This window comes from Rhizobium sp. LEGMi-198b (genome assembly GCF_054114205.1).
This window is the reverse complement of record NZ_JBSYVH010000002.1, coordinates 96,197-120,330: the sequence shown is the minus strand read 5'-3', so window position 1 is coordinate 120,330 and position 24,134 is coordinate 96,197. Positions and strand designations below refer to the sequence as shown.

Below are 24,134 nucleotides of genomic sequence, written 5' to 3'. Positions count from 1 at the left end.
GGCTGCAGGGGACAGGCGGAATATGGTCGGTTGCGTTTCGCGTGAGCGTCATCATGTGTACCGGAGGGCGGCTTTTATTCTGCCATTGCTTGCAGCCTTGCTGAGCGGCTGCGGCTCTGCCGCAGTCAACGACACATATGATCTCTCCGCTTCGGTCAAGGCGAGCGGCCCCTCGGTCAAGAGCCGGCAAATTCTGATACCGCAGCCGACGGCGCTGCAGGCGCTTGACAGCAACCAGATCGTCATCCGCGTTTCGCCTTCGGAAATCCAGTATCTCAGCAAGTCGCAGTGGAGCGACAAGCTGACCCGGATAGTGCAGTCGAAGCTGGTCGAAGCCTTCGAAAATACCGGCAAGCTCGGCGGCGTCGGCGTGCCGGGGCAGGGGCTGGCGATCGATTATCAGATCGTCACAGACATCCGTTCCTTCGAGATCGATACGGCGGCGGGCCAGAAATCGGCAAGTGTCGAAATCTCGGTCAAAATCCTCAATGACCGCTCGGGCACGGTCAAGACGCAGAGTGTCTTCCGCAAAGTCGTGCCGGTCAGTGGCGGCAGTAATACCGATTTCGTTCGAGGGCTCGACACGGCCTTTGCCGGCGTGACGGCAGAGATCGTCGATTGGACGCTACGCTCCATTTAGGGCAGCTCCGGGTACGGCAAAAGCCGTTTTCCTGCCGTAGTTACGAGAACAAAAGACGGTGCGGTTCCCCGTTCGATAAAAGGCAGAACCGTCCTCTGGGCCTGTCTATCGTTCCATCAGGGACTTCAACGTGCCCAGATCCTTCTGTATATGCGCTGCGTCTGCGGCGAATTGCTCATCAGTCATCCCCGGCAGCTTCAGCAGCAAGAACATGACCTCGCAGCCATCGCCATTCGGTGCGACCCGAAGTGCGTTATGAACCTTCAGGCCGGATTCGATCGTCACGGTATGATCGATGACGCCGAATTCGTTGCGGGGCGTGAAGCTGACGCGGACAGTGCCGAGAATGCCTTTGGCAACCCAGTCCTCGCCATCCTGCTCCAATCCGGATGCGAGCCCGGAGGCCCAAAGCGGCATGTTCTCCGGACGGCCGGCAAAGCCATAGACTTCCTTCCAATGGCGATCGATGGAGATATGAACGATCCTTGCGGTCATGGTCGACATGGATGCCTCCTCCTGTATATTCGTGTTTGATGAATTGCAGAATTGGGTCGCAGGCGGCTCAATGGAAAGGCTGCAGTTTTGAAGAATCCTGGGGCATTCTTGCACGGTCCTGCAATGGAGACGATTCGAAGCTGGCAAAGGCTTGCCGTTTCACGCCCGGAGTGCAACAACATCGGACTAACGCCTGACCCAAAAATCGGAGTCGATTTTCGGGTTATGTGTCATTTCAAAGTGTTACTGCGTTCTTTGCTCGTCTCGAGGGTCGTGCAGCGCAGTAAGCAGCTCATTGGAGGATTGTCGTGGAAAAGGCAGAAATCGGACTGATCGGTCTCGCTGTCATGGGATCGAATCTGGCGCTCAACATTGCCGAAAAGGGCAATAAAATCGCGGTATTCAACCGCACGCCGCAAGTGACGGATGAGTTCTATGCGAACGCCGGTGCGCTGAAAGACAAGATCATTCCCTGCAAGACGATCGAGGAGTTCGTCGACGCGATCCGTCCGCCGCGGCCGATCATCATCATGATCAAGGCCGGCGAGCCGGTCGACCAGCAGATGGCGGCGTTGCAGCCGCATCTCGACAAGGGCGACATCATGATCGACGCCGGCAATGCCAATTTCCGCGATACGATTGCGCGTTTCGATCGCCTGAAGGATACCGGCCTGACCTTCATCGGCATGGGTGTCTCGGGTGGTGAAGAAGGCGCGCGCCATGGTCCGTCGATCATGGTCGGCGGCACCGAAGAATCCTACAAGCGCGTTGAGAAAGTGCTGACGTCGATCGCCGCCAAGTACAAGGACGATCCGTGCGTCGCCTGGCTCGGCAACGATGGTGCCGGTCATTTCGTCAAGACGATCCATAACGGCATCGAATATGCCGACATGCAGATGATCGCCGAAATCTACGGCATCCTGCGCGACGGCCTCGGCAAGAGCGCGGCCGAGATCAGCGACATCTTCGGTGAATGGAACAAGGGCCGGTTGAACTCCTACCTGATCGAGATCACCGAGAAGGTTCTGGCCGCCAAGGACCCGGCGACTGGCAGCGCCATGCCCGATGTCATCCTCGACAAGGCCGGCCAGAAGGGCACCGGCAAGTGGTCGGCAATCGAGGCACAGAACATGGGCATCCCGGCGACCGCCATCGAAGCTGCCGTCGCAGCCCGCAGCCTATCGGCCATCAAGGGTCAGCGCGAAGCCGCTCAGGAGATTTTCGGCACACCGGACTATAAGTTCCCCATCGGCTTTGGTCCCGATTTGCTGAAAGACCTGGAACTGGCCCTCTTCGCCGCCAAGATCGGTGCCTATGCACAGGGCTTTGCCGTGATGGCGGAGGCCTCGAAGGAGTTCAATTGGTCGCTGCCGATGCCGGTCATCGCCAAGATCTGGCGCGCGGGCTGCATCATCCGTTCGCAGTTCCTTGACGAGATCACCAGCGCCTTCACCAAGGCGCCGGATGCAGCCAATCTGATCGTGACGCCGGCCTTCGCCGGCATGGTCAAGGAATCGATCCCGTCGCTGCGCCGCATTGTTTCGGCGGCCACGGCATCCGGCCTGCCGGTTCCGGCGCTGGCCTCGGCGCTGACCTATTTCGATGCCTATCGCCAGGCCCGCGGCACTGCAAACCTCATCCAGGCGCAGCGCGACTTCTTCGGCGCCCACGGCTTCGATCGCGTCGATGGCAAGGACATCCATCACGGCCCTTGGGGCAGCGGCGCGAACGGCTAATCGTACACTTTCGGATTGACGAGACAAAAGGGCCTGCCGGACATCCCGGTGGGCCTTTTTCCTGTCAGCTCTTCGGCCAGACGGGTGGGCTGATGCTTTGCAGCAATTCGGGCTCGACGCCGTCTATGCGCGCTATGACCGCCTTACCCAATTCCCGACCGGCCTGGCGAAAATCCTCGAGGATCGAGATGATTTCCGGGCGTATCCAGCTCAGCACATCAGTCGATTGCTTGGCGACCATATCGATATCGTGGCCGAGGCGAAGACCCGCCGCTTCGAGGCCGGCATTGACGGCGATGGCGCCGGCGCTGCTGGAGCAGACGAAGCCGTCAGGCGCATGCGAGGAGCGCATCAATTCCTCGACAGTATCCTTGATGTCCGCAAGCGCCGTGTCGGTGCTGGCTCTCAGCGGAACCTCCTGGGCGTTGCATTCACGCAGGCCCGTTTGGAAGCCGATCTGGGTGTGCAGGTAGTAGGTGAGCTTGGCCGGCGGCTGCAAAAGCGCGATGCGCCGTCGTCCCCTGCCGACCAGCGCGCGCACCGCTTCGCGTGCGAAAGCTTCGTTGTCGAAGTCGTGAAAGGGATGGGAAATCCCCATATTCGTCCGTCCATGCGTGGCGAAGGGCATCCCGCGCTCATGCATGAGTTCCACACGCGGATCGTCCGGCTCCGTGCGCGATATGATAACGCCATCGGCCGAGCCGGTGTCGAGAATGTAGCGCACGGGGACCAACGGATCCTTGCTGTGCGAGTGCGGCGTAATGACGAGGTGATATTGCGTGCCGGCCAGAACCTCGGAGATGCCGAAGACCATCTGGCTGGTGAAACCCATGATTTCCTCGTCGATGCTAAGGACCAGCGCGATAACGTTGGTCTTGCCGGTCCTCAGGCGCACGCCGGCGCGATTGGGCTGATAACCCAATTGACGGGCGACCATGCGCACCCGCTCCTTGGTTTCGGCGCCAATATCCGGGGCATCCTTTAGGGCACGCGACACGGTGGTTATTCCGAGCCCGGTCATGAAGGCGATCGTTTTGAGCGTCGGTCGTTCGTGCGTCGATTGTGTAGTGCCGCTGCCGGAAATCTTCTTACTGTCCATGTCGTGCAATGCTGCCTCCCGGCCGCCTCCCGCGACCATCCGCTTATATTGCCTGCAGCGGCGCCGCAAGCATATGCGCGATGTGGTCACTCCTCCTCCGTTTCGAAAACTGTAACGATACAGTAGAAAAGTCGAGCGCTTTTTCTGACGTGGGCGAGGCCGGAGTACCCAGTAGTTGAATCCACAGGCTCTGCCAAAAATTTTTTGCAATTGCGAAATGGGTTCAAGAAATCTTGGTGGAAAATTATCGGAATGTAATAATTAAATCAAAGTGTTATTGAATAGGATTTAAATGATTTAGCCGTTTGAATTGCCGGACATATTGGCTTCTTTTGAAATGAGAAATGTAATCTGGAGTCGTATATTTGAATTTGCGAAAAAATTTTGCGAGCGAGCGGTTGCGCGTTGAAAATGATTGGACTACGTTTTTCCGGTAACGTTTCAGTGAGGGAGGAGAACTCATGAATATTCGTTTGATGGCTGTCGCGCTGGCTGCTTCCGTCGCACTGCCATTTGGTGCGGCCAAGGCGACCGACCTGGAAGTGACCCATTGGTGGACGTCCGGTGGTGAAGCTGCTGCCGTTGCCGAATTGGCAAAGGCATTCGACGCGACCGGCAATCACTGGGTCGATGGTGCGATTGCCGGTTCCGGCAGCACGGCGCGTCCGATCATGATCAGCCGACTTACTGGAGGTGATCCGATGGGCGCCACCCAGTTCAACCATGGCCGCCAGGCCGAAGAGCTTGTGCAGGCCGGCCTCATGCGTGATCTGACCGATGTCGCTACGCAGGAGCATTGGAAGGACATCATTCGCCCATCCAGCCTGCTCGACTCCTGCACGATCGACGGCAAGATCTATTGCGCGCCGGTCAATATCCATTCCTGGCAGTGGCTCTGGCTTTCGAATGCCGCCTTCAAGAAGGCCGGCGTTCCGGTCCCGAAGAACTGGGATGAGTTCGTCGCCGCCGCTCCCGCGCTGGAGAAGGCAGGCATCGTTCCGCTCGCCGTCGGCGGCCAGCCGTGGCAGGCTGCGGGCGCTTTCGACGTCTTGATGGTCGCCATCGCCGGCAAGGACACCTTCCAGAAGGTGTTTAGCGACAAGGATGCGAAAGTGGCCGCCGGACCGGAGATCGCCAAGGTCTTCAAGGCTGCCGACGACGCCCGCAAAATGTCCAAGGGCTCCAACGTTCAGGATTGGAACCAGGCGACGAACATGGTCATCACCGCCAAGGCCGGCGGCCAGATCATGGGCGACTGGGCACAGGGCGAATTCGCCTTGGCAGGCCAGAAGGCCGGCACGGACTATACCTGCCTTCCGGGTCTCGGCGTCAACGAAGTCATCTCCACGGGCGGTGACGCGTTCTACTTCCCATTGCTGAAGGACGAGGCCAAGTCGAAGGCTCAGGAAGCGCTCGCAAAGACTCTGCTCGATCCGAAGACGCAGGTTGCCTTCAATTTGAAGAAGGGCTCGCTACCCGTACGTGGCGACGTGGACCTTGCCTCCGCCAATGACTGCATGAAGAAGGGTCTGGAGATCCTGAAGAAGGGTAACGTGATCCAGGGTACGGACCAGCTTCTTTCTGCCGACAGCCAGAAGCAGAAGGAGGACCTGTTCTCCGAATTCTTCGCCAATCCTTCGATGACGCCGGAAGCGGCTCAGAAGCGCTTCGTCGAGATCATCGCTGCGGCTGATTGATCTCAATCGTCTCGCTGTAGTGATACCGGCCCCCATTATAGCGGGTCCGGTATCACGGCTGGACACATGTTGTGAGCCGGCTAGCTGCAGCGATCCTTATGAGCGGCGAACCTGCACGGATGTGATGTTCGACCGTGGACGAGGAGGGAGTGAGAGGAGCCGCGGCCACTGACCCGGTTCCCGATCACCGAAGCAGTCGCGCTTCAGAAGGAGGTACAATGACGGGTCATGCGAAAGCCGACCGGCCAAATCAATTTCTGCGCAATCTGAATTCGAAGATTGCATCCATTCCGATGATCTTAACGGCTGTCGTCATCTTTATGGGTGGCACGATCTGGACGGTCGTTTATTCCTTCACCAATTCGAAGCTGCTGCCACGTCTGAGCTTCGTCGGACTGGACCAATACTACCGCTTGTGGGCGGCGCAGCGATGGGTCGTATCCATTGAAAACCTTGCCGTTTACGGCATTTTTTCCATGATCTTCAGCCTCGTCATCGGCTTTGTGCTGGCTGCGCTGATGGATCAGAAGATCCGGTTCGAAAACACCTTCCGCACGATCTTCCTTTATCCCTTCGCCCTCTCTTTCATCGTCACCGGCCTTGTCTGGCAGTGGCTGCTCAATCCCGAATTCGGCATCCAGTCGGTGGTGCGTTCGCTGGGTTGGACGACCTTCACTTTCGATCCGCTCTATACGCCGAGCATCGTAATCTACGGCGTGCTGATCGCCGCCCTCTGGCAAGGAACGGGCCTTGTAATGTGTTTGATGCTCGCCGGCCTGCGCGGCATCGATGAAGATATCTGGAAGGCAGCGCGTGTCGATGGGATTCCCATGTGGAAGACCTATCTGTTCATTGTCATTCCGATGATGCGTCCGGTCTTCATCACCACGCTGGTCATCATCGCCAGCGGTATCGTCAAGGTCTATGACCTCGTCGTCGCGCAAACGAGCGGCGGGCCCGGCATCGCTTCGGAGGTCCCGGCGAAATACGTCTACGACTACATGTTCCAGGCGCAGAACCTCGGTCAGGGATTTGCAGCTTCCACCATGATGCTGGTCACTGTCGCGATCGTCATCATCCCCTGGGCCTATCTGGAATTCGGCGGAGGGCGCAAACGTGTCTGATACTATCACTCTCAGGAATGCGAGCGGCGGTGCTGCCTCGGCTGACAAGACATATTCGGAACCGCAGGGTGCCAAGCCGCGCCGCGTGATTTCCGGCCGCAACATCATGCTCTACGGCACGCTCTTCGTTGCCGCCACCTACTATCTGTTGCCGCTGTATGTGATGATCGTCACCTCGCTCAAGGGGATGCCGGAAATCCGGCTTGGCAACATCTTCTCGCCGCCGCTGGAGATCACATTCGAACCTTGGGTGAAAGCCTGGGCAACGGCTTGCACCGGTCTCAATTGCGACGGTCTTTCCCGCGGGTTCTGGAATTCCGTCCGCATCACCGTGCCGTCCACGATCTTCTCGATCGCTGTGGCTTCGGTCAACGGCTATGCGCTCGCCAACTGGCGGTTCAAGGGGGCGGACTTCTTCTTCTCGATCCTCATCATCGGCGCGTTCATCCCCTATCAGGTGATGATCTATCCGATCGTCATCGTGCTGCGCGAAATCGGCATCTACGGCACGCTTAGCGGGCTTATCCTGGTGCACTGCATCTTCGGCATGCCGATCCTGACCTTGTTGTTCCGCAATTATTTCGCATCGCTGCCGGTGGAGCTCTTCAAGGCTGCGCGTATCGATGGTGCGGGTTTTTGGCAGATTTTCCTGCGTATCATGCTGCCCATGTCGCTGCCGATCTTCGTCGTCGCCATGATCCTGCAGATTACGGGTATCTGGAACGACTTCCTGTTTGGTGTCGTCTTCACCAGGCCGGAGTATTACCCGATGACCGTGCAGCTCAACAATATCGTCAATTCCGTCCAGGGCGTGAAGGAATACAACGTCAACATGGCGGCAACGATCCTCACGGGTCTTGTTCCGCTGGTCGTTTATTTCGTCTCCGGGCGGCTTTTCGTCCGTGGCATCGCCGCCGGCGCAGTGAAGGGGTGATCCATGAACAGCAGCGTTTCCATCAAAGACCTGTCGCTCGATTTCGGCGCGGTCACCGTTCTGAAGAACCTCAACCTCGAGATCAACGACGGCGAGTTCCTCGTGCTGCTCGGCTCGTCCGGCTGCGGCAAGTCGACATTGCTCAACTGCATCGCCGGCCTGCTTGATATCACCGAAGGAAAGATCTTCATCAAGGGCAAGAACGTCACCTGGGAAGAGCCCAAGGACCGCGGCATCGGCATGGTGTTTCAGTCCTATGCGCTCTATCCGCAGATGACGGTCGAAAAGAACCTTTCCTTCGGGCTGCACGTTGCCAAGGTGCCGCAGGCAGAGATCGACAAGCGCATTGCGCGGGCTGCCGAGATCCTGCAGATACAGCCGTTGCTCAAGCGCAAACCGGCGGAGCTTTCCGGCGGCCAGCGCCAGCGTGTGGCGATCGGCCGTGCCCTGGTGCGCGATGTCGACGTGTTCCTGTTCGATGAGCCTTTGTCGAACCTCGATGCCAAGCTGCGATCGGAGTTGCGCGTCGAAATCAAGCGTCTGCACCAGTCGCTGAAGAACACGATGATCTATGTCACCCACGACCAGATCGAGGCGCTGACGCTCGCCGACCGCATCGCCATCATGAAGAGCGGTATCATCCAGCAGCTCGATGATCCGACGACTATCTACAACAAGCCGCGCAATCTTTTCGTTGCCGGCTTCATCGGATCGCCGTCGATGAATTTCCTGCATGGCGAACTGGTGAGCCGGGAGGACAGGATAGCTTTCGCCACCAACAATGTGATTTTCTCGCTCGGTGGCTATAATGCCGGCGAGGCGTTGGAGCCGGGCCGCAAGGTCATTCTTGGTGTCCGGCCCGAGCATATCAAGGTGAATGAGGATCTGAGTCCCGACACCGAGGTGCACAACGCAACGGTCGATATCGAAGAGCCGATGGGCGCCGACAACTTGCTCTGGCTCAAGCACGCCGGCCACACTATGTCGGTGCGCATCAACGGAGCGCGGCGTTTCAGCCCGGCGACGCCCGTGAAGCTCGGCTTCGATATGTCGCTGGCCTCGCTCTTTGACGCACAAACAGAACTCAGAATATGATCATATGAATGGAGGCGGCACTGTCGCCTCCATCTGCAGCGGGTTCCGGAGGTCCGATGTCGTCTTCATTCAATGGCACTGTTATTATCGATCTGGCTGGTCAGTGGCGGCTTACCTCGCCGGACAGCGATCATTCTCTTTCCATGCCTGTGCCGGGCGATGTCCACACCGCTCTTCATGCCGCAGACGTTATTCCGGATCCTTATTTCGGCCGAAACGAAGAGGTGGTGCAGTGGGTCGCGAAGCAGGATTGGCAAATTGAGCGCCGCTTTACGCTCGATGACGCAGACGGCGACTGGTATCTCGACATCGACTATCTCGACACGGTCGCGAGCGTTTATGTCAACGACACCCTCGTGCTCGAAGGCAATAATTGCTTCCAGCGCTATCGGCCGGATGTCTCGAAAGCCCTGAAGGCAGGCGAGAATACCATCCGCATCGTGCTGCATTCCAGCATCAGGGCGGGTGCCGAACTGCAGGCAAAGCAGCCGTTCTATATTCCCTACAGCACCGCCAATTCGCCAATCCCGAACGGCAACATGCTGCGCAAGCCACAATGTCATTTCGGCTGGGACTGGAACATCGCCGTGGCACCGCTCGGCCTCTACGGCACGATCGCGCTGAAGAAGCTCGAGATCGCCCGTATAGAGAATATGGTCACCCGGCAGGAGCACAATGGCGACGGCTCGGTCGATCTCATCGTCACTGTAGCGCTGTTTGCGAAGGGCATCGGCGTTGCCCAAATCTATTTCTCGCTAGACGACGAGCGTCTGCGGCTTGATGTCGGCGTCAATGCGGGCGAGACCTCGGTGACGCATGTCTTCCATATCGAAAGGCCGAAGCTGTGGTGGCCGGCCGGCAGCGGCGAACAGGCTCTTTATGCGCTCTCCGTCGAGACCAATTCCGAGACGGTAACGCGGCAGATCGGCCTGCGCACCGTCGAGTTGATCACCGACAAGGACGAGGCGGGCAGCCGTTTTGCGCTCAAGGTCAACGGGCGCGAGATATTCGCCCGCGGCGCCAACTGGATCCCGGCGGATGCGCTGTTTTCACGTTCGAGCCCGGCCTTGACCGAGGACTTGCTGCAATCGGCCGCGGCAGCGAACATGAACGTCATCCGCATCTGGGGTGGCGGTTTCTACGAGCATGACTGGTTCTACGATGTCTGCGACCGCCTGGGTCTGATGATCTGGCAGGACTTCATGTTCGCCTGCAACCTCTATCCTTCGACTGGCGATTTCCTCGGGAATGTCGAGGCTGAGGTCGGCTATCAGGTCAAGCGTCTGGCGACGCACCCGTCGATCGTGCTCTGGTGCGGCGACAACGAGCTGGTGGGGGCGCTTACCTGGTTCGAGGAATCCCGCAAAGACCGCGACCGCTATCTCGTCTCCTACGACCGCCTCAACCGGACGATCGAACAGGCCACTAAGAAAGCCGCGCCGGATGCGATCTGGTGGCCGTCGAGCCCGGCCTCCGGCTATCTCAATTTCGGCGATGCCTGGCATGCCGACGGCTCCGGCGACATGCATTATTGGTCGGTCTGGCACGAGAATAAGTCCTTCGACAATTACCGCTCCGTGCGTCCGCGCTTCTGCTCGGAGTTCGGCTTCCAGTCCTATACGTCGCTGCCTGTCATCAAGACCTATGCCGACGCCAAGGATATGAATATCGCGTCGCCGGTCATGGAGCTGCACCAGAAGAATGCCGGTGGCAATGAGCGCATCGCCGGTACGATGTTCCGCTATTTCCGCTTTCCGAAGGATTTTCCGAACTTCGTTTATCTGAGCCAGGTGCAGCAGGGCCTCGCCATCAAGACCGCGGTCGAATATTGGCGGTCGCTCAAGCCGCATTGCATGGGCACCATCTACTGGCAGCTCAATGACACTTGGCCGGTGGCTTCCTGGTCGAGCCTCGATTACGGCGGGCGCTGGAAGGTGATGCATTATCTGGTGCGTCGCTTCTTCCAGCCGGTTTCGGTCGCCGCCATTCCGTCCGAGGACAACAGGACCATCCGTTTCTCACTCGTCAACGACACGAATGCGGACATCACCGCCGACATCGCGGTGTCATTGCTCAAGCTCGACGGAGAGCGTGTCCCGCTGACGACCGCGCATGCGGTCTGCACACCGGATGCAGCCGTCACGGCGCTGTCGATCGATGCGTCCCAGGTGCCGGCCGATTGCCTGTTGGCGTGGCATTTCACCGCATCGAACGGAATGGGCGGCGAGGGGCACTATGTTCACGGCACCTATAAGGCTCTGGAGCTACAGCCTGCGGGTCTGACGGTGTTGCGGGAGGAGATCGAGGAGAACGGCACGTTGGAACTCACCGTGACGGCGAAGGGATTGGCCCTGTTCGTGATGATCGAAAGCGAGACGGAAGGGCGCTACTCCGACAATGCCTTCGATCTCGCCGCCGGCGAAAGCCGCCACATCACCTTCACACCGACCAAGCCGCTTGCCGGCAGCGTTCCCGATTTCCGCTTCTACGACTTGCACTCCAGTCAATCGTTGGCCAGCCAATCGGTAGACTGAGATATCCGGCCGCCTTTCGGCGGCGATTTACGGGCCTGAGGCCCAAAACAACAGGCCGCGAGGCCATTGGAGGAAATATCGATGACGAAACTTGGATTCCAGCTTTATAGCGCCCGCAATTTTCAGCCTTATTCGGATATCCTCGTAAAGCTCGGCAAGGCCGGGTATGCGGAAGTCGAAGGTTTTGGCGGCATCTATTCCGATCTGGACGAAGCTGGTTTGAAGAGCCTGCGTGCTGAGCTCGACCAAAATGGCCTGAGCATGACGAGCGGCCATTTCAGCCCGGATTTCCTCGATGGCGAAGTGCAGAAGTCGCTGACCATCGCCAAAATTCTCGGTATGGATTCGATCTATGCGCCGCATATCGGCGCCGATCAGCGCCCGAAGGATGCCGCCGGCTGGCTGGCTTTCGGCAAACGCCTGCATGAGATGAGCAAGCCCTACAAGGATGCCGGCTTCGAGTTCGGTTGGCACAATCACGACTTCGAATTCGTCAAGCAGGCCGACGGTTCGTTGCCGATCGAGCAGATCTTCGAGGGCGCTCCGGGGATATCCTGGGAAGCCGACATCGCCTGGGTGATCCGTGGTGGTGCCGATCCTTTTGCCTGGATCGAAAAGCTCGGTTCGCGCATTTCCTCCGTGCATGTCAAGGACATCGCTGCGCCCGGCGAAAACAAGGATGAAGACGGCTGGGCCGATCTCGGTCATGGGACGGTTCCGTGGCCGAAGCTGATCAAGGCGCTCGCTGGCACCAAGGCAAAGCATTATGTGCTCGAGCACGACAATCCGAGCGATATCGATCGCTTGATCACCCGTTCCATCGCATCCTTCAAGACCTACTGAGGCATCTCACATGACTAAGGAACTTGGCGTCGGCATCATCGGATGCGGCAATATTTCAACCACCTATTTCAAGCTTTCTCCGCTCTTCAAGGGCCTGAAAGTGCTCGCCTGCGCTGATATCAACATGGATGCGGCACGCTTGCGCGCCGAGGAATACAAGGTCAAAGCGCAGACCATCGACGAGTTGCTCGCCAATGATGAGCTCGACGTCATCGTCAATCTGACGATCCCGGACGCGCACTTCGCGGTTTCCAAGCGCATTCTGGAGGCCGGAAAGCACGTCTATTCCGAAAAGCCTCTGGTGCTGACGCTGGAGCAGGGCGAAGAATTGCGCCGCATCGCCAAGGAGAAGGGGCTTGCCGTCGGCTGCGCTCCCGACACCTTCCTCGGCGGCGCCCATCAGCTCGCCCGTAAGTTCGTAGACGACGGTGGCATCGGACGTATCACCTCAGGCGCGTGCTACGTCATGAGCCCAGGCATGGAAATGTGGCATCCGAACCCGGACTTCTTCTTCCTGCCGGGTGGCGGCCCGATCCTCGATCTCGGACCGTACTACATCGCCAATCTCATCAACCTGATCGGCCCGGTCAAGCGCGTCGGCGCCATGACGTCGATGGCGTCGGAAACCCGTACCATCACGAGCGAGCCGCGCAGTGGCGAGGTCATCCCCGTGAAGACGCCGACGACGATCCAGGCGCTCTTGGAATTCGTCAGCGGCGCAACGGTGACATTAACGGCAAGCTGGGATGTCTGGTCGCATCGCCATGCCAACATGGAGCTCTACGGCACCGAAGGTTCCCTCTACGTGCCCGATCCGAACTTCTTTGGCGGCACGGTCGAGGCCAGCGGTCGCAGCAAGGACATCGAGCCGCTCGGCGAATGGGCGCATCCTTTCGGCATTGTCAATCAGGAGAGCCCGAACGGCGCGCGTGCCAACTATCGCACGGCTGGTCTCGCCGACTTGGCGGCGTCGCTGATCGATGGCCGCGATGCTCGCTGCTCGCTCGACCGTACACTGCACGGCGTCGATGTCATGACCTCGATCCTGAAATCGGGTGCGGAGAACCGCTTCGTCGATCTGACCACGACCTGCACGCAGCCGGCTGCTCTCGGCATCGAAGAGGCGCAGGCGCTCTTGAAGTAAGCGCGCGAAAAGCTAGTTTGCGCGCGGGCGAGGAGTCCGCGCGCTTTTCATCTCAGAGGAATTGGAACCATGGCTTGGCAACCGGCATCCGATCGCTATGCGAACATGAAATACAACAGAACCGGCCGCTCCGGTCTGAAGCTGCCGGCGGTTTCGCTGGGGCTTTGGCATAATTTCGGCGGTGATACCCCGCACGACCGCAAGGTCGATATGTGCCGCACTGCCTTCGATCTCGGCATCACCCATTTCGACCTCGCCAACAATTACGGCCCGCCTCCCGGCAGCGCAGAGACCGCTTTCGGCGAGATCCTGCGCACCGAATTCGCCGGCCTGCGCGACGAGCTGATCATCTCTTCCAAGGCAGGCTATGATATGTGGCCGGGTCCCTATGGCGAATGGGGCAGCCGCAAATACCTGATCGCGTCCTGCGACCAGAGCCTGAAGCGCATGGGCCTCGACTATGTCGATATCTTCTATTCGCACCGCTTCGATCCGGACACGCCGCTGGAAGAGACCTGCGGCGCGCTCGACCATATTGTCCGCTCGGGCAGGGCGCTTTATGTCGGTATCTCCTCCTACAATTCGCAGCGCACCCGCGAAGCCGCCGCCATCCTGAAGGATCTCGGTACGCCTTGCCTCATCCACCAGCCGAGCTATTCCATGCTCAACCGCTGGGTCGAGGATGACGGTCTCATTGACACATTGGAAGAGCTCGGCATCGGCTCGATCGTCTTCTCGCCGCTCGCCCAGGGCATGTTGACGACGAAATATCTGAGCGGCATTCCCGAGGACAGCCGCGCCGCCCAGAACCATTTCCTGAAACGCGACTTCATCCGCCCGTCGATCACCGATAATATTCGCAAGCTCAATGGGATCGCGGAGAAGCGCGGCCAGACGCTGGCGCAAATGGCGATTGCATGGGTGTTGCGCGGCGGCAGGGTCACCTCCGCGCTGATCGGCGCCAGCCGCTCGTCGCAGATCGTCGATTGCGTCAAGGCGCTCGACAATCTCGAGTTTACCCCGGAGGAGCTGAAGGAGATCGATGTCTACGCCCGCGAGGCCGATATCAATCTCTGGGCCAAGTCGGCCGAGCGCGAATAAACATTCAAAGACGCCCGGAACCAGGTTCCGGGCGTTTTGCTTGGTCCTCGTCGTGACCGGTGCATCGTTGCCGGTGGCGTTTCCATTGCCGTACGAACGGCGCATATTGACGAGTTCTCTGAAGGAGATGGTCCCATGATCCGCAACCCGATTTTGCCGGGCTTCAACCCCGATCCATCCATCTGCCGCGTCGGCGAGGACTATTACATCGCCACTTCGACCTTCGAATGGTATCCGGGTGTGCAGATACACCATTCACGAGACCTCGTGAACTGGACGCTGGTACGCCGACCGCTGGAGCGGGCCTCGCAGCTCGACATGCGTGGCGAGCCGGATAGCTGCGGCATCTGGGCGCCATGCCTCTCCTATGCCGATGGCCTGTTCTGGCTGGTCTATACCGATGTCAAACGCTACGACGGCAATTTCAAGGATGCGCATAACTACATCGTGACGTCGTCGACGATCGAAGGCGAATGGTCCGAGCCCTCCTATGTCAATTCCTCGGGTTTCGATCCCTCGCTCTTCCATGACGATGACGGCCGCAAATGGTTCGTCAACATGCAATGGAACCATCGCACCGAAAGCTATGGCGGCTCGCCGAAGACGCCCGCCTTCGATGGTATCCTGCTGCAGGAGTGGGATCTGGCTACGAAATCGTTGAAGGGGCCGATCAAAAACATCTTTGCAGGCACCGAGCTTGGCTTGGTCGAGGGGCCGCATCTCTTCAAGCGGAACGGTTGGTACTATCTGACGACGGCCGAAGGTGGAACGGGCTACGACCATGCCGTCACCATGGCGCGCTCGCGCAACATCGACGGACCTTATGAGCTGCATCCAAACAAGCATCTCATCACCTCGAAGGATCATCCGGAGGCAGCATTACAGCGGGCAGGGCATGGCCAATATGTCGAGACACCGGACGGACAGTTTTACCACACGCATCTCTCCGGCCGGCCGTTGTCGCCGCATCGCCGCTGCACGCTCGGCCGCGAGACCAGCCTGCAGAAATGCGTCTGGAAAGAAGATGGCTGGCTCTATCTCGAAAACGGCACAGTTGTTCCCGATGTCGAAGTGCAGGGCCTGCGCAACGCCCTGCCGATCGAGAAGCCGCGCCGCAGCGGCTACAATTTCGATGGCGACAAGCTGCCAATGGATTTCCAGTGGTTGCGCACGCCGCAGTCGGAACGCATCTTCAGCCTGACGGAACGGCCTGGGCATCTGCGTCTGTTTGCTCGGGAAAGCATAGGCTCATGGTTCGAACAGGCGCTCGTCGCCCGCCGGCAGGAGCATCACAGTTTTCGCGCCGAAACGGTCGTCGAGTTCCAGCCCGACGCCTATCAGCAGGTCGCCGGCCTGACGCATTACTATAACAGGTTCAAACTGCATGCGATTGCCGTCACTTTGCACGAGAAACTCGGCCGCTCGGTCACCATCATGACCTGCGCCGGCGATTATCCCAATGGCCGGCTAAGCTTCCCGATCGGAGGTGGTATCTCCGTTCCGAATGGACGCATCCAGCTCGCCATGGAGATTCGCGACAACAGCCTGCAGTTCTTCTGGCAGGCCGAGGGCATGGGAGCATGGCTGGCTATCGGCCCGGTTCTCGACGCTGGCGTCATTTCGGACGAGGGCGGTCGCGGGGAACATGGCTCCTTCACGGGCGCCTTTGCCGGCATGTTCGCCTTCGATACGTCGGGTCGGGCAAAGACGGCCGATTTCGACTGGTTCAATTACGACGAGCTCTGATTGTTTCGACTTTTGATCGATCATTCGCCCGCCTTCCTTTGCAAGGTGGGCGAAATTTTTTGAGTTGCCAACTTTAAGCACTCACTCGATTAACAAATGCTCGCAAACATATATTTCTATTACGAAATTGTAACACTATCTTCAGTTTCGTTTCATTGCTTTTGGGGTAATTTGTCCGCAGATATAAATTGAGGAAACACTTCGATGAAAAAGCTCTTCTCGGTCCTGCTCACCGCTTCGGTTTTGGCGACTCCGCTAGCGATGACGCCTGAAGCCAATGCTGCGCCGGCAAACAAGCAGGCTGTCGTCGAGAAAAATGTCGAGAAGAAGAAGATTGTCGTGCGCAAGGGCGGCTGGGTTACCGGCCGCCGGCTATCTACCGCCGATCGTAGCCGGGCTACCCGCGTCGACTATCGTCGTCATCACCTGTCGGCTCCGCCGCGCGGCTATCATTGGGTCCGCATCCACAACAGCTTCCTGCTCGTCGGTATCACCAGCGGCTTGATCTCCAAAGTGCAAGTCGTTCGCTGAGTTCAGCCTTATATCGGCAATGAGAAAGGCGGTCCGATGGGCCGCCCTTTGTGACCGAACTTCCTGTATTCCGGCTTGAATCAAAAATCCCCGGCACGATGACCGGGGATTTCTGTTTGCGCAGTATCTAAGTTATCAGCTCAAGCGTCCCGCCGCGTGGGCCAGCATGGTGTAGACCTTGCCGGTGTCCGAGGTCAGGTAGGATTGCGTCACGCTGCGGTCGCGGTCGGTGCGGGCGACGTCCGCAAGCAGCTTTTCGAAATCGGCGATATAGCGATCGACAGCGGTGCGGAATTCCGGCTCGCGGTCGTACTTGCGCTTGATCTCGTCAAACGTCTGCTGGCCCTTCAGCGTATAGAGGCGGCGGGTGAAGACATCCCGCTCGCCGCGCTGATAACGGCGCCACAGATCAACCGAAGCATCGTGGTCGATAGCGCGGGCGATATCGACCGAAAGCGAGTTCAGCGATTCGACCACATGCCGCGGATTGCGCGCGACCGGCGCTGCTTCCGTCTGCGGGCGTGGTGCGGTCTGGCGAGCCGGCGGCAGGTCGGCAAGGTCGTCGCGCGATGCGCCGCGCAGGAGATCGCTGATCCAGCCACCACCTGCAGCCGTTTCCTGGCGGGCAGGAGCCGGGGTTTCGGCTGGACGCGGCTGCGGGGCAACCGGACGCTCGGCGAGGGTGCCGCGAAGGCCCAAAGCCTCGATCGGCGGCTGCTGGGGCTGAGACACCGACTGCTGCGGCTGAAGGACCGGCTGTTGCGGCGCTGGCTGCTGTGCCACCTGCTGAACGGGTGGCTGCGGTGCAGGCTGCTGAGGCCGAGGAGCCGGAGCGGGGGCGGCCGCAGCCGGAGCGGGCGCTGCCGGACGGGGACGGGGAGCCGGCTGCGCATCAGCCAGCGCACGGGCGGAAGGTTCAGAGATTTCCAACTGCTGGGTCGAGCGACCGACGATCTGCGAAATGTCCTGCAGAGCCTTGATCTGTTCGGCGACGGCGCGGCGCATGGCGGCCGCGCTTTCCTTGGCCTCTTCCGGCAGATCGAAGGCACCGCGCTTCAGTTCGCTGCGGGTCAGGTCGAGTTCCCGGCGGATATCGCCTGCAGAGCGGCGGATCTCGTCGGTTGCGCCCGAGAAACGGCCGACGGCATCGTCAACGGCGACGCGCAGCGTCTCGCGCAATTGCTGGGCTGCGCCATCGGACGTCTTGCTGGCTTCCGTCAGCATATTCTCGATGTCGGCGATCGAAGCGGAGAGACCGCCGCGCAGACGGTTCGTCAGCTCGCCCGAGCGACGCTCGGCATTGGCAAAGGTACCGTCGATCGTCTGGTTGGCCTCTTCGCCCGCCTTCTGCAGCGCACTCCGCATGCTTTCTGCCGCCTGTTCAGCGCGGGATTCCGCATCGGAGAGCACGCGGCCGATATCGGCGAAGGAGGACTGAACGCCCTGACGCAGATTGCCGGTGACCTGGTTGGAGCGCTGTTCGGCGCGGTCGAAGGCGCTTTCCACCATGCTGCCGAGGGCGCGCATGGTGTTCTCGATTTCCTCCGAGCGCTGAACCAGGCCGATGGATAGGTTCTGCAGCGCCGTTTCGCGCTCTTCCAGCGTCGAGACGAGGTTCGATTGCGCGGCACCCAGAAGCTGGGAGGCCTGGGACAGGACCTTGGAATGTTCGTCGAAGCGGCCGATGATGCCGCCGACCTGCGACAATGTCTTGCCGGAAATATCCGAGAGCTTGTCGACCTTGCCTTCGAGAAGCCGCGTCGAGGCGGAAACCATCTCGCCTGCCTTCGATGCGGAGTCGGCAAACCGGGCTGACGTCGCGTTGAGGCGGTTGTCGATGGTGGCGAATTCCTCGGCGGCGCCGCTCAGCATACCAGCGATCGCAGAATTGTTTTCCGCCAATCGCTCTATGATGCCGTTGACGCTGGCAAGCAGATTGTTCTCCAGCGCGCTGACTGCATTGGCGGCGTGTTCGGTGCGGGCCGAGATCGCCGCCAGCGTATCGTTGGTACGCGATGCGATCGCGTTGATCAAAGCGGCGTTTTCTGCACGCAGGCGATCGCTGCTTTCCTGAGCTGCGGCCGAGATCAGCGCTGCCGCTTCCTGCCCGGTGGCCGCGTAGCGGTCGACGATCGGGCGGGCCTTCTCTTCGATCAGGCGCGACAGCTCGCTAGAGCGACCGGCAAGCATGGAGTTCAGCTCACGCGTGCGCTCGTCGAGCGAAGAGCGGATCGAGGTGCCACGGGCCTCAAGAGCCTTGTCGACATCGGCAAGCGTCGCGTTGATCTCGCGAGCGCGATCTTCCAGGCTGGTGCGGATCGCATTGCTGCGTTCGTCGAGCGTGCGTTCGACCTGCGCCATGGTGGAGGCGATCTGTTCGCTGCCGCCGGCGAGCGTGTTGCGGATGGCAGCACCACGGGCCTCCAGCGACTGCTCTGCGGAGGACAGGGCCTGCGAGATGGCGTTGACCTGATTGCCGACGAGACCCTCGGCCTCGGCGACCTTGTTGACGATCGCGTTGCCAGCCTCCGAGAAAGTCTGAGCGACTGCAGCCGCCTGGCTCGCCAGACGGTTATGTGTTTCCGAGACGCGCGTCACGATCTCTTCGGAACGCTCGTTCATGGAGCGAGTAAAGGCATCGCTGCGATTGCCGAGATCGTCGGCGAATTGCTGGCCGGTGCGGGCGAGCAGGTCTGCCGTGCGGGTCGCCTCGCTGTCCATGCCCTGAGCGGCGTCGGCAACTGCAGTGCGCAGCGTGGTGGCGAGGTTGGTGGCCTTGCCTTCGATGGTGCGGTTGACGGCTTCCAGACCGACATTCAGGGCGCGGTCCATGGTCGACAGGCGCTCTTCGATGTGGGCGCTGCCGCTTTCGAGCGCCTGGCTCAGATTGGCGGTGCGGCTGTCGATCGCCTCTGCCATGGTTGCCAGACGGTTGTCGAGCGCGGCTGCAATGCGGGCTGCAGCGTCGTCGCCGCTGCGGTCGATCTGAGAGATACCGCTCGAAAGCGTGTCGGACAGTCGGTTGCCGGCGGCATCCACCTGAGCGGCAACGCCGCCGACGCCATCATGAATGCGGTTTTCGAGGGCGGACAGGCTGGCTTCGACCCGCGAACCGGTTTCGGCAAAGCGGCTGGTCATGCCGTCGATCGACTGGTTGAGGTTGGTCGAGAAGGTCTCTGCCGAGCGCGTGATATCGCCGGCTGCCTGCTGAATGCGACCGGCAATATCGCCGGCGCCGCCATGCAGCCGCTCTTCGAGCGCTCGTGCGCTGGCATCGATGGTCTGGCGCAGCGAAACTTCGCGATCTTCGAGCGACATTTCCAGCATGCTGGCGCTGGTGGCGATCGAGGTGCCGATCGCGGTCGCCTGTTCGGTCAACGTGTTGTCGAGCTGGGCATGGGCATCGCGGAGCGTCAGGCTGATGGCGTTGCTGCGATCTTCCAGGGTGTTGCGCATCCGCTCATAGGCGGAGGCAAGGTTTTCGTCCATCTGCGACAGGCCGACACCCAGCGTATTTTCGAGCTGGCGCGTGGTGGTGTTGAGTGCATTTTCGATGCGTTCGGCCGAGCCGCCAACGACGTTTTCGATGCGGTTGCTGCTGCTGCCGAGCAGGCCGGAGAGCGCTTCGGTATGGGCGCTGAGCGAGCGGTCGAGACGATCCTGGTTTTCGGTATAGGCGGCACGGATTGCATCGGCTTTGTCGCCAAACGCGCCGGCGACGCGGGATTCCGCACCGGATACGCTGTCGAGAAGAGCATCGGCGCGTGCTTCCAGGGCACTTTCGAAACGGCTCTGATTTTCGGCGAGCGTGATGGCGAATGCCATGCTCTTGTCATCGAGCGCATCGGTTAGCGCCGCATGGCCACTGGTAACGGAGTGGGCGATCGCCTCGGCGCTGTTTGCCAGCGTTTCCTCGATGCGAGCCTGATTGTCCGACAGGGCGATGGCAAGCGCCAGCGTCTTGTCGTCGAGGCTGTTGACGATCTTGTCGTGCGTGCCGGCGACCGTCTCGGAGAGCGCGTCCAGTCGGTTGGAAAGCGAATCTTCGAGGCGCGATTGCGTATCGGACAGCGAAATGGCCAAGGCCATCGCCTTTTCGTCCAGCGTATCGGCAAGGGCGGTGTGGCTGCCCGTGAAAGCGTTGGCGATCGCTTCAGCGCGGTTGGAAAGCGTTTCCTCGAGGCGCGCCTGGCCGCTCGTCAATGCTGCCGTGAGAGCCTTGGTCTTGCCCTCCAACGTATCGGCGACGCCTTCGGCGTGGCCAGACAGGGTATCCTCCAGGCGAGACTGGCTCTCGGAGAGCGCAACGGCAAGTGCCATCGTCTTGTCGTCGAGCGTGTCGGCGAGTTTGCTATGGGTATCAGCAATGGCGCTGGTCAGACCTTCGACGCGACCGGAGAGTGTCTCTTCTATGCGAGACTGGCTCTCGGAGAGCGCAACGGCAAGTGCCATCGTCTTGTCGTCGAGCGTGTCAGCAAGTTTGCTATGGGTATCGGCAATCGCGCTTGTCAGGCCTTCGACGCGGCCGGAAAGCGTTTCTTCGATGCGGGACTGGCTGTTGCTGAGTGCGGCGGCCAGCGCTCTCGTCTTGTCATCCAAGGTACTTGCCAGCGCGTTGTGCGTATCGGCAATCGCACCGGTGAAGCCCTCGACGCGACCGGACAATGTGTCTTCGAGGCGCGCTTGGCTGTCGGAGAGGGCAATGGCCAGCGCCATCGTCTTGTCGTCGAGCGTGTCGGTGAGCTTGTTGTGGGTCTCCGCCAGTGCGCTGGTCAGGCTCTCGGCCCGGCCGCTCAAAGTGTCCTCGATGCGCGACTGTCCGTCCGACAGCGCGATGGCGAGCGCCATGACCTTGTCGTCCAGAGTGTCGGCCAGCTTGCTGTGGGTTTCGGCAACCGTGCTGGCAATCGTATCGGCGCGGCTGGCGAGCGTGTTTTCAAGGCGAAGCTGGTTTTCGGCAAGCGAAATGGCCAGCATCGAGGTGCGCTCGTCGAGAGCCGCGGTCAGATGCTCGTGGCTGCCGGTGACGGCGTTGATGATACCCTCGGAGCGATCGGCCAGCGTCTGTTCGAAGCGCGATTGGTTGTCGGAGAGCGCGCCGAACAAGGCGCTGCTGCGCTCGGCCATGACGGCGTCGATGCGCTCATGCGCGGAGCCGAGTGCCTGCGTGATTTCGCCGGTGCGGGCCGACAGCGTATTGTTGATCTCGCTGGCGCGGCCAAGGAAGGTATTGGTCAGCTCGCTCGTGCCCTTGTTCAAGGCGGAGGAGATGTCCGAGGTCGCCGTCTGCAGCGCCTTGCTGAATTCGCCGGAATGTGCCGCAAGCGTGTCCGTAAGTTCGCCGGAGCGGCCGGCAAAAGCTGATGTCAGTTCCTCGGTGCCACTTTGCAGGGCGGCGGAGACATCGCGCGTCACGCCCTGGACCGCGGACGTGAAGCTGCCGGCATGCGAGGCGAGGGCGGAGTTCAGTTCGCTGGTGCCCGAGGTCAGGGCCGAGGTGATCCCGTTTGTTGCCCCTTCGAGAGCGGAGGCGATCTCGCCGGCCTTGGAGCCGATCGCGCTTTCCAGCACTTCCTGGCTGGTGGCAAGCGTCGTCGCCAGGGCAAAGGACTGGTCGGTCAGCGAAGAGCCGAGGCGTTCAATGCTGGAATTCAGGATGCCGTCGATGGCATCCGAGCCGCCGCTCAGCGTTTCATTGATCCGTGTCAGGCTTTCCGACAGCTTGCTGTCCAGCGAGCCGGCGCGCTTGTCGAAAGCGGAGGTGAATTCCGAAACGCGCTCGTCAAAGGCGGTCGAAATCTGCGCCACGGTCGACTGCATACGCTCCTCGAAGAAGCCGGAGCGCAGGTCGATGTCCATAATGGTGTCGTCTGCGGTGGACTGCAGGCTCTGGCGGAAGCTCGCGCCCTTTTCATCGAGCGCGGTGTTGAGCTTGGAGAGCACATCATCGAGCGTGCCGGTGATCGAGCGTTCGCTACCGGTCAAGCTCTCGCTGATTTCACGCGTGCGGGCGACCAGCGTCTCGTTCAACTGACGGGCGCGTTCGTTGAGCGCGGTGTTCAGCTTCTCGGTGTTGGCATCGAGCGTGGAGGCGCGGGTTTCGAACTGCCCCAACAGCTCCTTGCCGCGTTCCGCCAGCGTCGACGATAGCGATTCAAGACGCGTGTCGAATTCCTGGCTCAACGCAAAGCCGGATGCATTGAGATTTTGCAGCAGGCTATCGGTCTTGGCGGCGAGGAGGGTGCCGAGCGCCTCTACGGCGGTATCCGTTTTCTCCATCAGCGTCGCAGCGCGCGTATCGATCATGGAGGCGAAAGCTTCGCCCGAGGTCGACAGCCGCACGGCAATTTCTTCGGTCGCCAGCGACAGATCTTCCTTGATCTGGTCGTGCACGCCGACGATCGACGAGCGGATGCGTTCGGCGTGGTTGACGATGGCATCGCGTTCGGAGCCGAGCTCATGCACGAGGCCGCGCACGCGCAGTTCGTTGTCGGCGTAGCTGCGCTCCAGCGCGTTGACCTCGGTATGAACGAGCGTCTCGAGTTCGGTGGCGCGAGCAATCGTCCGCTCGATGCCTTCGTTCATGGCCGAGACTTCGCGGCGCACGGCCTGACCGACCGTCATGATGCGCTCGGAAGCGACGGTTTCCGGCTCGGCGAGCCGCAGCGCCACTTCCGCCATCGAACGGGCTGCATTGCGCATATCCTGCGCGCGCGAAATCATTATGCCGAAAGCATAGAACAGAAGGACGGGAACGATGATGCCGATGATGCAGGCGATGACGCCGGGAAGGGCGGCGAGATCGGCGACCGTGCGGATATTCAAGAGCTGCGGGCCGTAAAGCAGGAAAGCTAGGCCGATGCCGCCGACGATCCAGAACAGCGAGAAGATGGTCGCGTTGCGTACGGCGCGGCTTTGAGAACCGCCATCGAGGGATTTCAGGATGCTGGCCGGGCTGATGCGATTGGCGTCATTGGCCGGAGCAAAGATCGGGCTCTTCGGCACTTCGGTCGGTCGAGCCGCTGCGGCGGCGCTCCGCGCAGCGGCTGCCTTGCGTGCCGCATCATCCTGAGTCTGTCTTGCAGGCGGATTCGATGGCTCAGACACTCTTGTCTCCGGGGTGTCAGGCGTTGAACCGCTGCGAGGCTCCAAGTTCTCGTCACTGAAATCGATCTGCAAAGCTTCGTCCAGAGCCTGAAAGGCCTTGTCTTCGATCGACTCGATGTACTTTTTGTTCGCCATACGGTTACGCCTCGTTACAACTCGATCGGGCCTGCCGTGTCTTCTCCGGAAATCCGCCAACGTCCGGAAAAGACGAACCTGCCTCCCGTTAGGTTACCCGCCTTCGGCTGAGACCGGAGATGGATTTCCCATTACATTTCATAGTGGATACCCGCTTTTTCAAACGGATGATA

Annotated in this window: 15 protein-coding genes; 12 read left to right on the top strand and 3 right to left on the bottom strand. The window is 60.2% G+C overall.

Features of this window, described 5'->3' with window-relative positions; translation table 11 throughout:
- The first annotated feature begins 22 nt into the window (after window positions 1-22).
- A complete protein-coding gene (locus ACXHXG_RS07270; RefSeq protein WP_457898891.1) occupies window positions 23-640 on the top strand; it encodes an ABC-type transport auxiliary lipoprotein family protein in 618 nt (205 codons plus the stop codon).
- A gap of 105 nt (window positions 641-745) precedes the next feature.
- Here ACXHXG_RS07270 and ACXHXG_RS07265 read toward each other — a convergent pair whose 3' ends face one another.
- Complete coding sequence (locus ACXHXG_RS07265; RefSeq protein ID WP_457898890.1) at window positions 746-1,144, bottom strand: SRPBCC family protein; 399 nt, start codon at window positions 1,142-1,144, stop codon at window positions 746-748.
- A gap of 299 nt (window positions 1,145-1,443) precedes the next feature.
- Here ACXHXG_RS07265 and gndA point away from each other — a divergent pair, with 299 nt between their 5' ends.
- A complete protein-coding gene (gene gndA / locus ACXHXG_RS07260) occupies window positions 1,444-2,871 on the top strand; it encodes an NADP-dependent phosphogluconate dehydrogenase (RefSeq protein WP_104823269.1) in 1,428 nt (475 codons plus the stop codon).
- A gap of 64 nt (window positions 2,872-2,935) precedes the next feature.
- Here the strand turns inward: gndA and ACXHXG_RS07255 are convergent, their stop codons facing one another.
- Window positions 2,936-3,970, bottom strand: coding sequence for a LacI family transcriptional regulator (locus ACXHXG_RS07255; protein WP_104825116.1), 1,035 nt, complete (start codon window positions 3,968-3,970; stop codon window positions 2,936-2,938).
- A gap of 461 nt (window positions 3,971-4,431) precedes the next feature.
- Here ACXHXG_RS07255 and ACXHXG_RS07250 point away from each other — a divergent pair, with 461 nt between their 5' ends.
- The 10 genes from ACXHXG_RS07250 to ACXHXG_RS07205 all read left to right on the top strand — a co-directional run bounded on the left by ACXHXG_RS07250 (window position 4,432) and on the right by ACXHXG_RS07205 (window position 16,719).
- Complete coding sequence (locus ACXHXG_RS07250; RefSeq protein ID WP_457898889.1) at window positions 4,432-5,667, top strand: ABC transporter substrate-binding protein; 1,236 nt, start codon at window positions 4,432-4,434, stop codon at window positions 5,665-5,667.
- 218 nt (window positions 5,668-5,885) lie between these two features.
- Entirely contained in the window at window positions 5,886-6,791 is a 906-nt protein-coding gene (locus ACXHXG_RS07245) for a carbohydrate ABC transporter permease (RefSeq protein WP_457898888.1), read from the top strand.
- Entirely contained in the window at window positions 6,784-7,725 is a 942-nt protein-coding gene (locus tag ACXHXG_RS07240) for a carbohydrate ABC transporter permease (RefSeq protein WP_457898887.1), read from the top strand. The genes ACXHXG_RS07245 and ACXHXG_RS07240 overlap by 8 nt, the downstream gene beginning before the upstream one ends.
- Before the next feature lie 3 nt (window positions 7,726-7,728).
- Window positions 7,729-8,820, top strand: coding sequence for an ABC transporter ATP-binding protein (locus ACXHXG_RS07235; RefSeq protein ID WP_457898886.1), 1,092 nt, complete (start codon window positions 7,729-7,731; stop codon window positions 8,818-8,820).
- A gap of 56 nt (window positions 8,821-8,876) precedes the next feature.
- A complete protein-coding gene (locus ACXHXG_RS07230) occupies window positions 8,877-11,354 on the top strand; it encodes a beta-mannosidase (protein WP_457898885.1) in 2,478 nt (825 codons plus the stop codon).
- Window positions 11,355-11,435: 81 nt separating this feature from the next.
- On the top strand, window positions 11,436-12,197 hold the full coding sequence (locus ACXHXG_RS07225; RefSeq protein WP_457898884.1) for a sugar phosphate isomerase/epimerase family protein: 762 nt from the start codon (window positions 11,436-11,438) through the stop codon (window positions 12,195-12,197).
- A 10-nt stretch (window positions 12,198-12,207) separates the two neighbouring features.
- A complete protein-coding gene (locus ACXHXG_RS07220) occupies window positions 12,208-13,341 on the top strand; it encodes a Gfo/Idh/MocA family protein (RefSeq protein WP_104823262.1) in 1,134 nt (377 codons plus the stop codon).
- A gap of 69 nt (window positions 13,342-13,410) precedes the next feature.
- Window positions 13,411-14,442: an L-glyceraldehyde 3-phosphate reductase gene (mgrA, locus tag ACXHXG_RS07215; protein WP_283050633.1), complete on the top strand. Its 1,032-nt coding sequence runs from the start codon at window positions 13,411-13,413 to the stop codon at window positions 14,440-14,442.
- A gap of 135 nt (window positions 14,443-14,577) precedes the next feature.
- Window positions 14,578-16,188, top strand: coding sequence for a glycoside hydrolase family 43 protein (locus tag ACXHXG_RS07210; protein ID WP_457898883.1), 1,611 nt, complete (start codon window positions 14,578-14,580; stop codon window positions 16,186-16,188).
- Window positions 16,189-16,392: 204 nt separating this feature from the next.
- Window positions 16,393-16,719 carry an RcnB family protein gene (locus tag ACXHXG_RS07205; protein ID WP_104823259.1) on the top strand — a complete coding sequence of 109 codons (327 nt, stop codon included), beginning with the start codon at window positions 16,393-16,395 and terminating at the stop codon, window positions 16,717-16,719.
- Between the two features lie 135 nt (window positions 16,720-16,854).
- Here the strand turns inward: ACXHXG_RS07205 and ACXHXG_RS07200 are convergent, their stop codons facing one another.
- Window positions 16,855-23,961: an apolipoprotein A-IV repeat region-like domain-containing protein gene (locus ACXHXG_RS07200; protein WP_457898882.1), complete on the bottom strand. Its 7,107-nt coding sequence runs from the start codon at window positions 23,959-23,961 to the stop codon at window positions 16,855-16,857.
- Window positions 23,962-24,134 lie beyond the last annotated feature (173 nt).

Bases quoted from the DNA above. Each gene is read 5' to 3' on its own strand.
- ACXHXG_RS07270 (WP_457898891.1), top strand. From the start codon at position 23: ATGGTCGGTTGCGTTTCGCGTGAGCGTCATCATGTGTACCGGAGGGCG.
- ACXHXG_RS07265 (WP_457898890.1), bottom strand. From the start codon at position 1,144: ATGTCGACCATGACCGCAAGGATCGTTCATATCTCCATCGATCGCCAT.
- ACXHXG_RS07255 (WP_104825116.1), bottom strand. From the start codon at position 3,970: ATGGACAGTAAGAAGATTTCCGGCAGCGGCACTACACAATCGACGCAC.
- ACXHXG_RS07250 (WP_457898889.1), top strand. From the start codon at position 4,432: ATGAATATTCGTTTGATGGCTGTCGCGCTGGCTGCTTCCGTCGCACTG.
- ACXHXG_RS07245 (WP_457898888.1), top strand. From the start codon at position 5,886: ATGACGGGTCATGCGAAAGCCGACCGGCCAAATCAATTTCTGCGCAAT.
- ACXHXG_RS07235 (WP_457898886.1), top strand. From the start codon at position 7,729: ATGAACAGCAGCGTTTCCATCAAAGACCTGTCGCTCGATTTCGGCGCG.
- ACXHXG_RS07230 (WP_457898885.1), top strand. From the start codon at position 8,877: ATGTCGTCTTCATTCAATGGCACTGTTATTATCGATCTGGCTGGTCAG.
- ACXHXG_RS07225 (WP_457898884.1), top strand. From the start codon at position 11,436: ATGACGAAACTTGGATTCCAGCTTTATAGCGCCCGCAATTTTCAGCCT.
- ACXHXG_RS07220 (WP_104823262.1), top strand. From the start codon at position 12,208: ATGACTAAGGAACTTGGCGTCGGCATCATCGGATGCGGCAATATTTCA.
- mgrA (WP_283050633.1), top strand. From the start codon at position 13,411: ATGGCTTGGCAACCGGCATCCGATCGCTATGCGAACATGAAATACAAC.
- ACXHXG_RS07210 (WP_457898883.1), top strand. From the start codon at position 14,578: ATGATCCGCAACCCGATTTTGCCGGGCTTCAACCCCGATCCATCCATC.
- ACXHXG_RS07205 (WP_104823259.1), top strand. From the start codon at position 16,393: ATGAAAAAGCTCTTCTCGGTCCTGCTCACCGCTTCGGTTTTGGCGACT.
- ACXHXG_RS07200 (WP_457898882.1), bottom strand. From the start codon at position 23,961: ATGGCGAACAAAAAGTACATCGAGTCGATCGAAGACAAGGCCTTTCAG.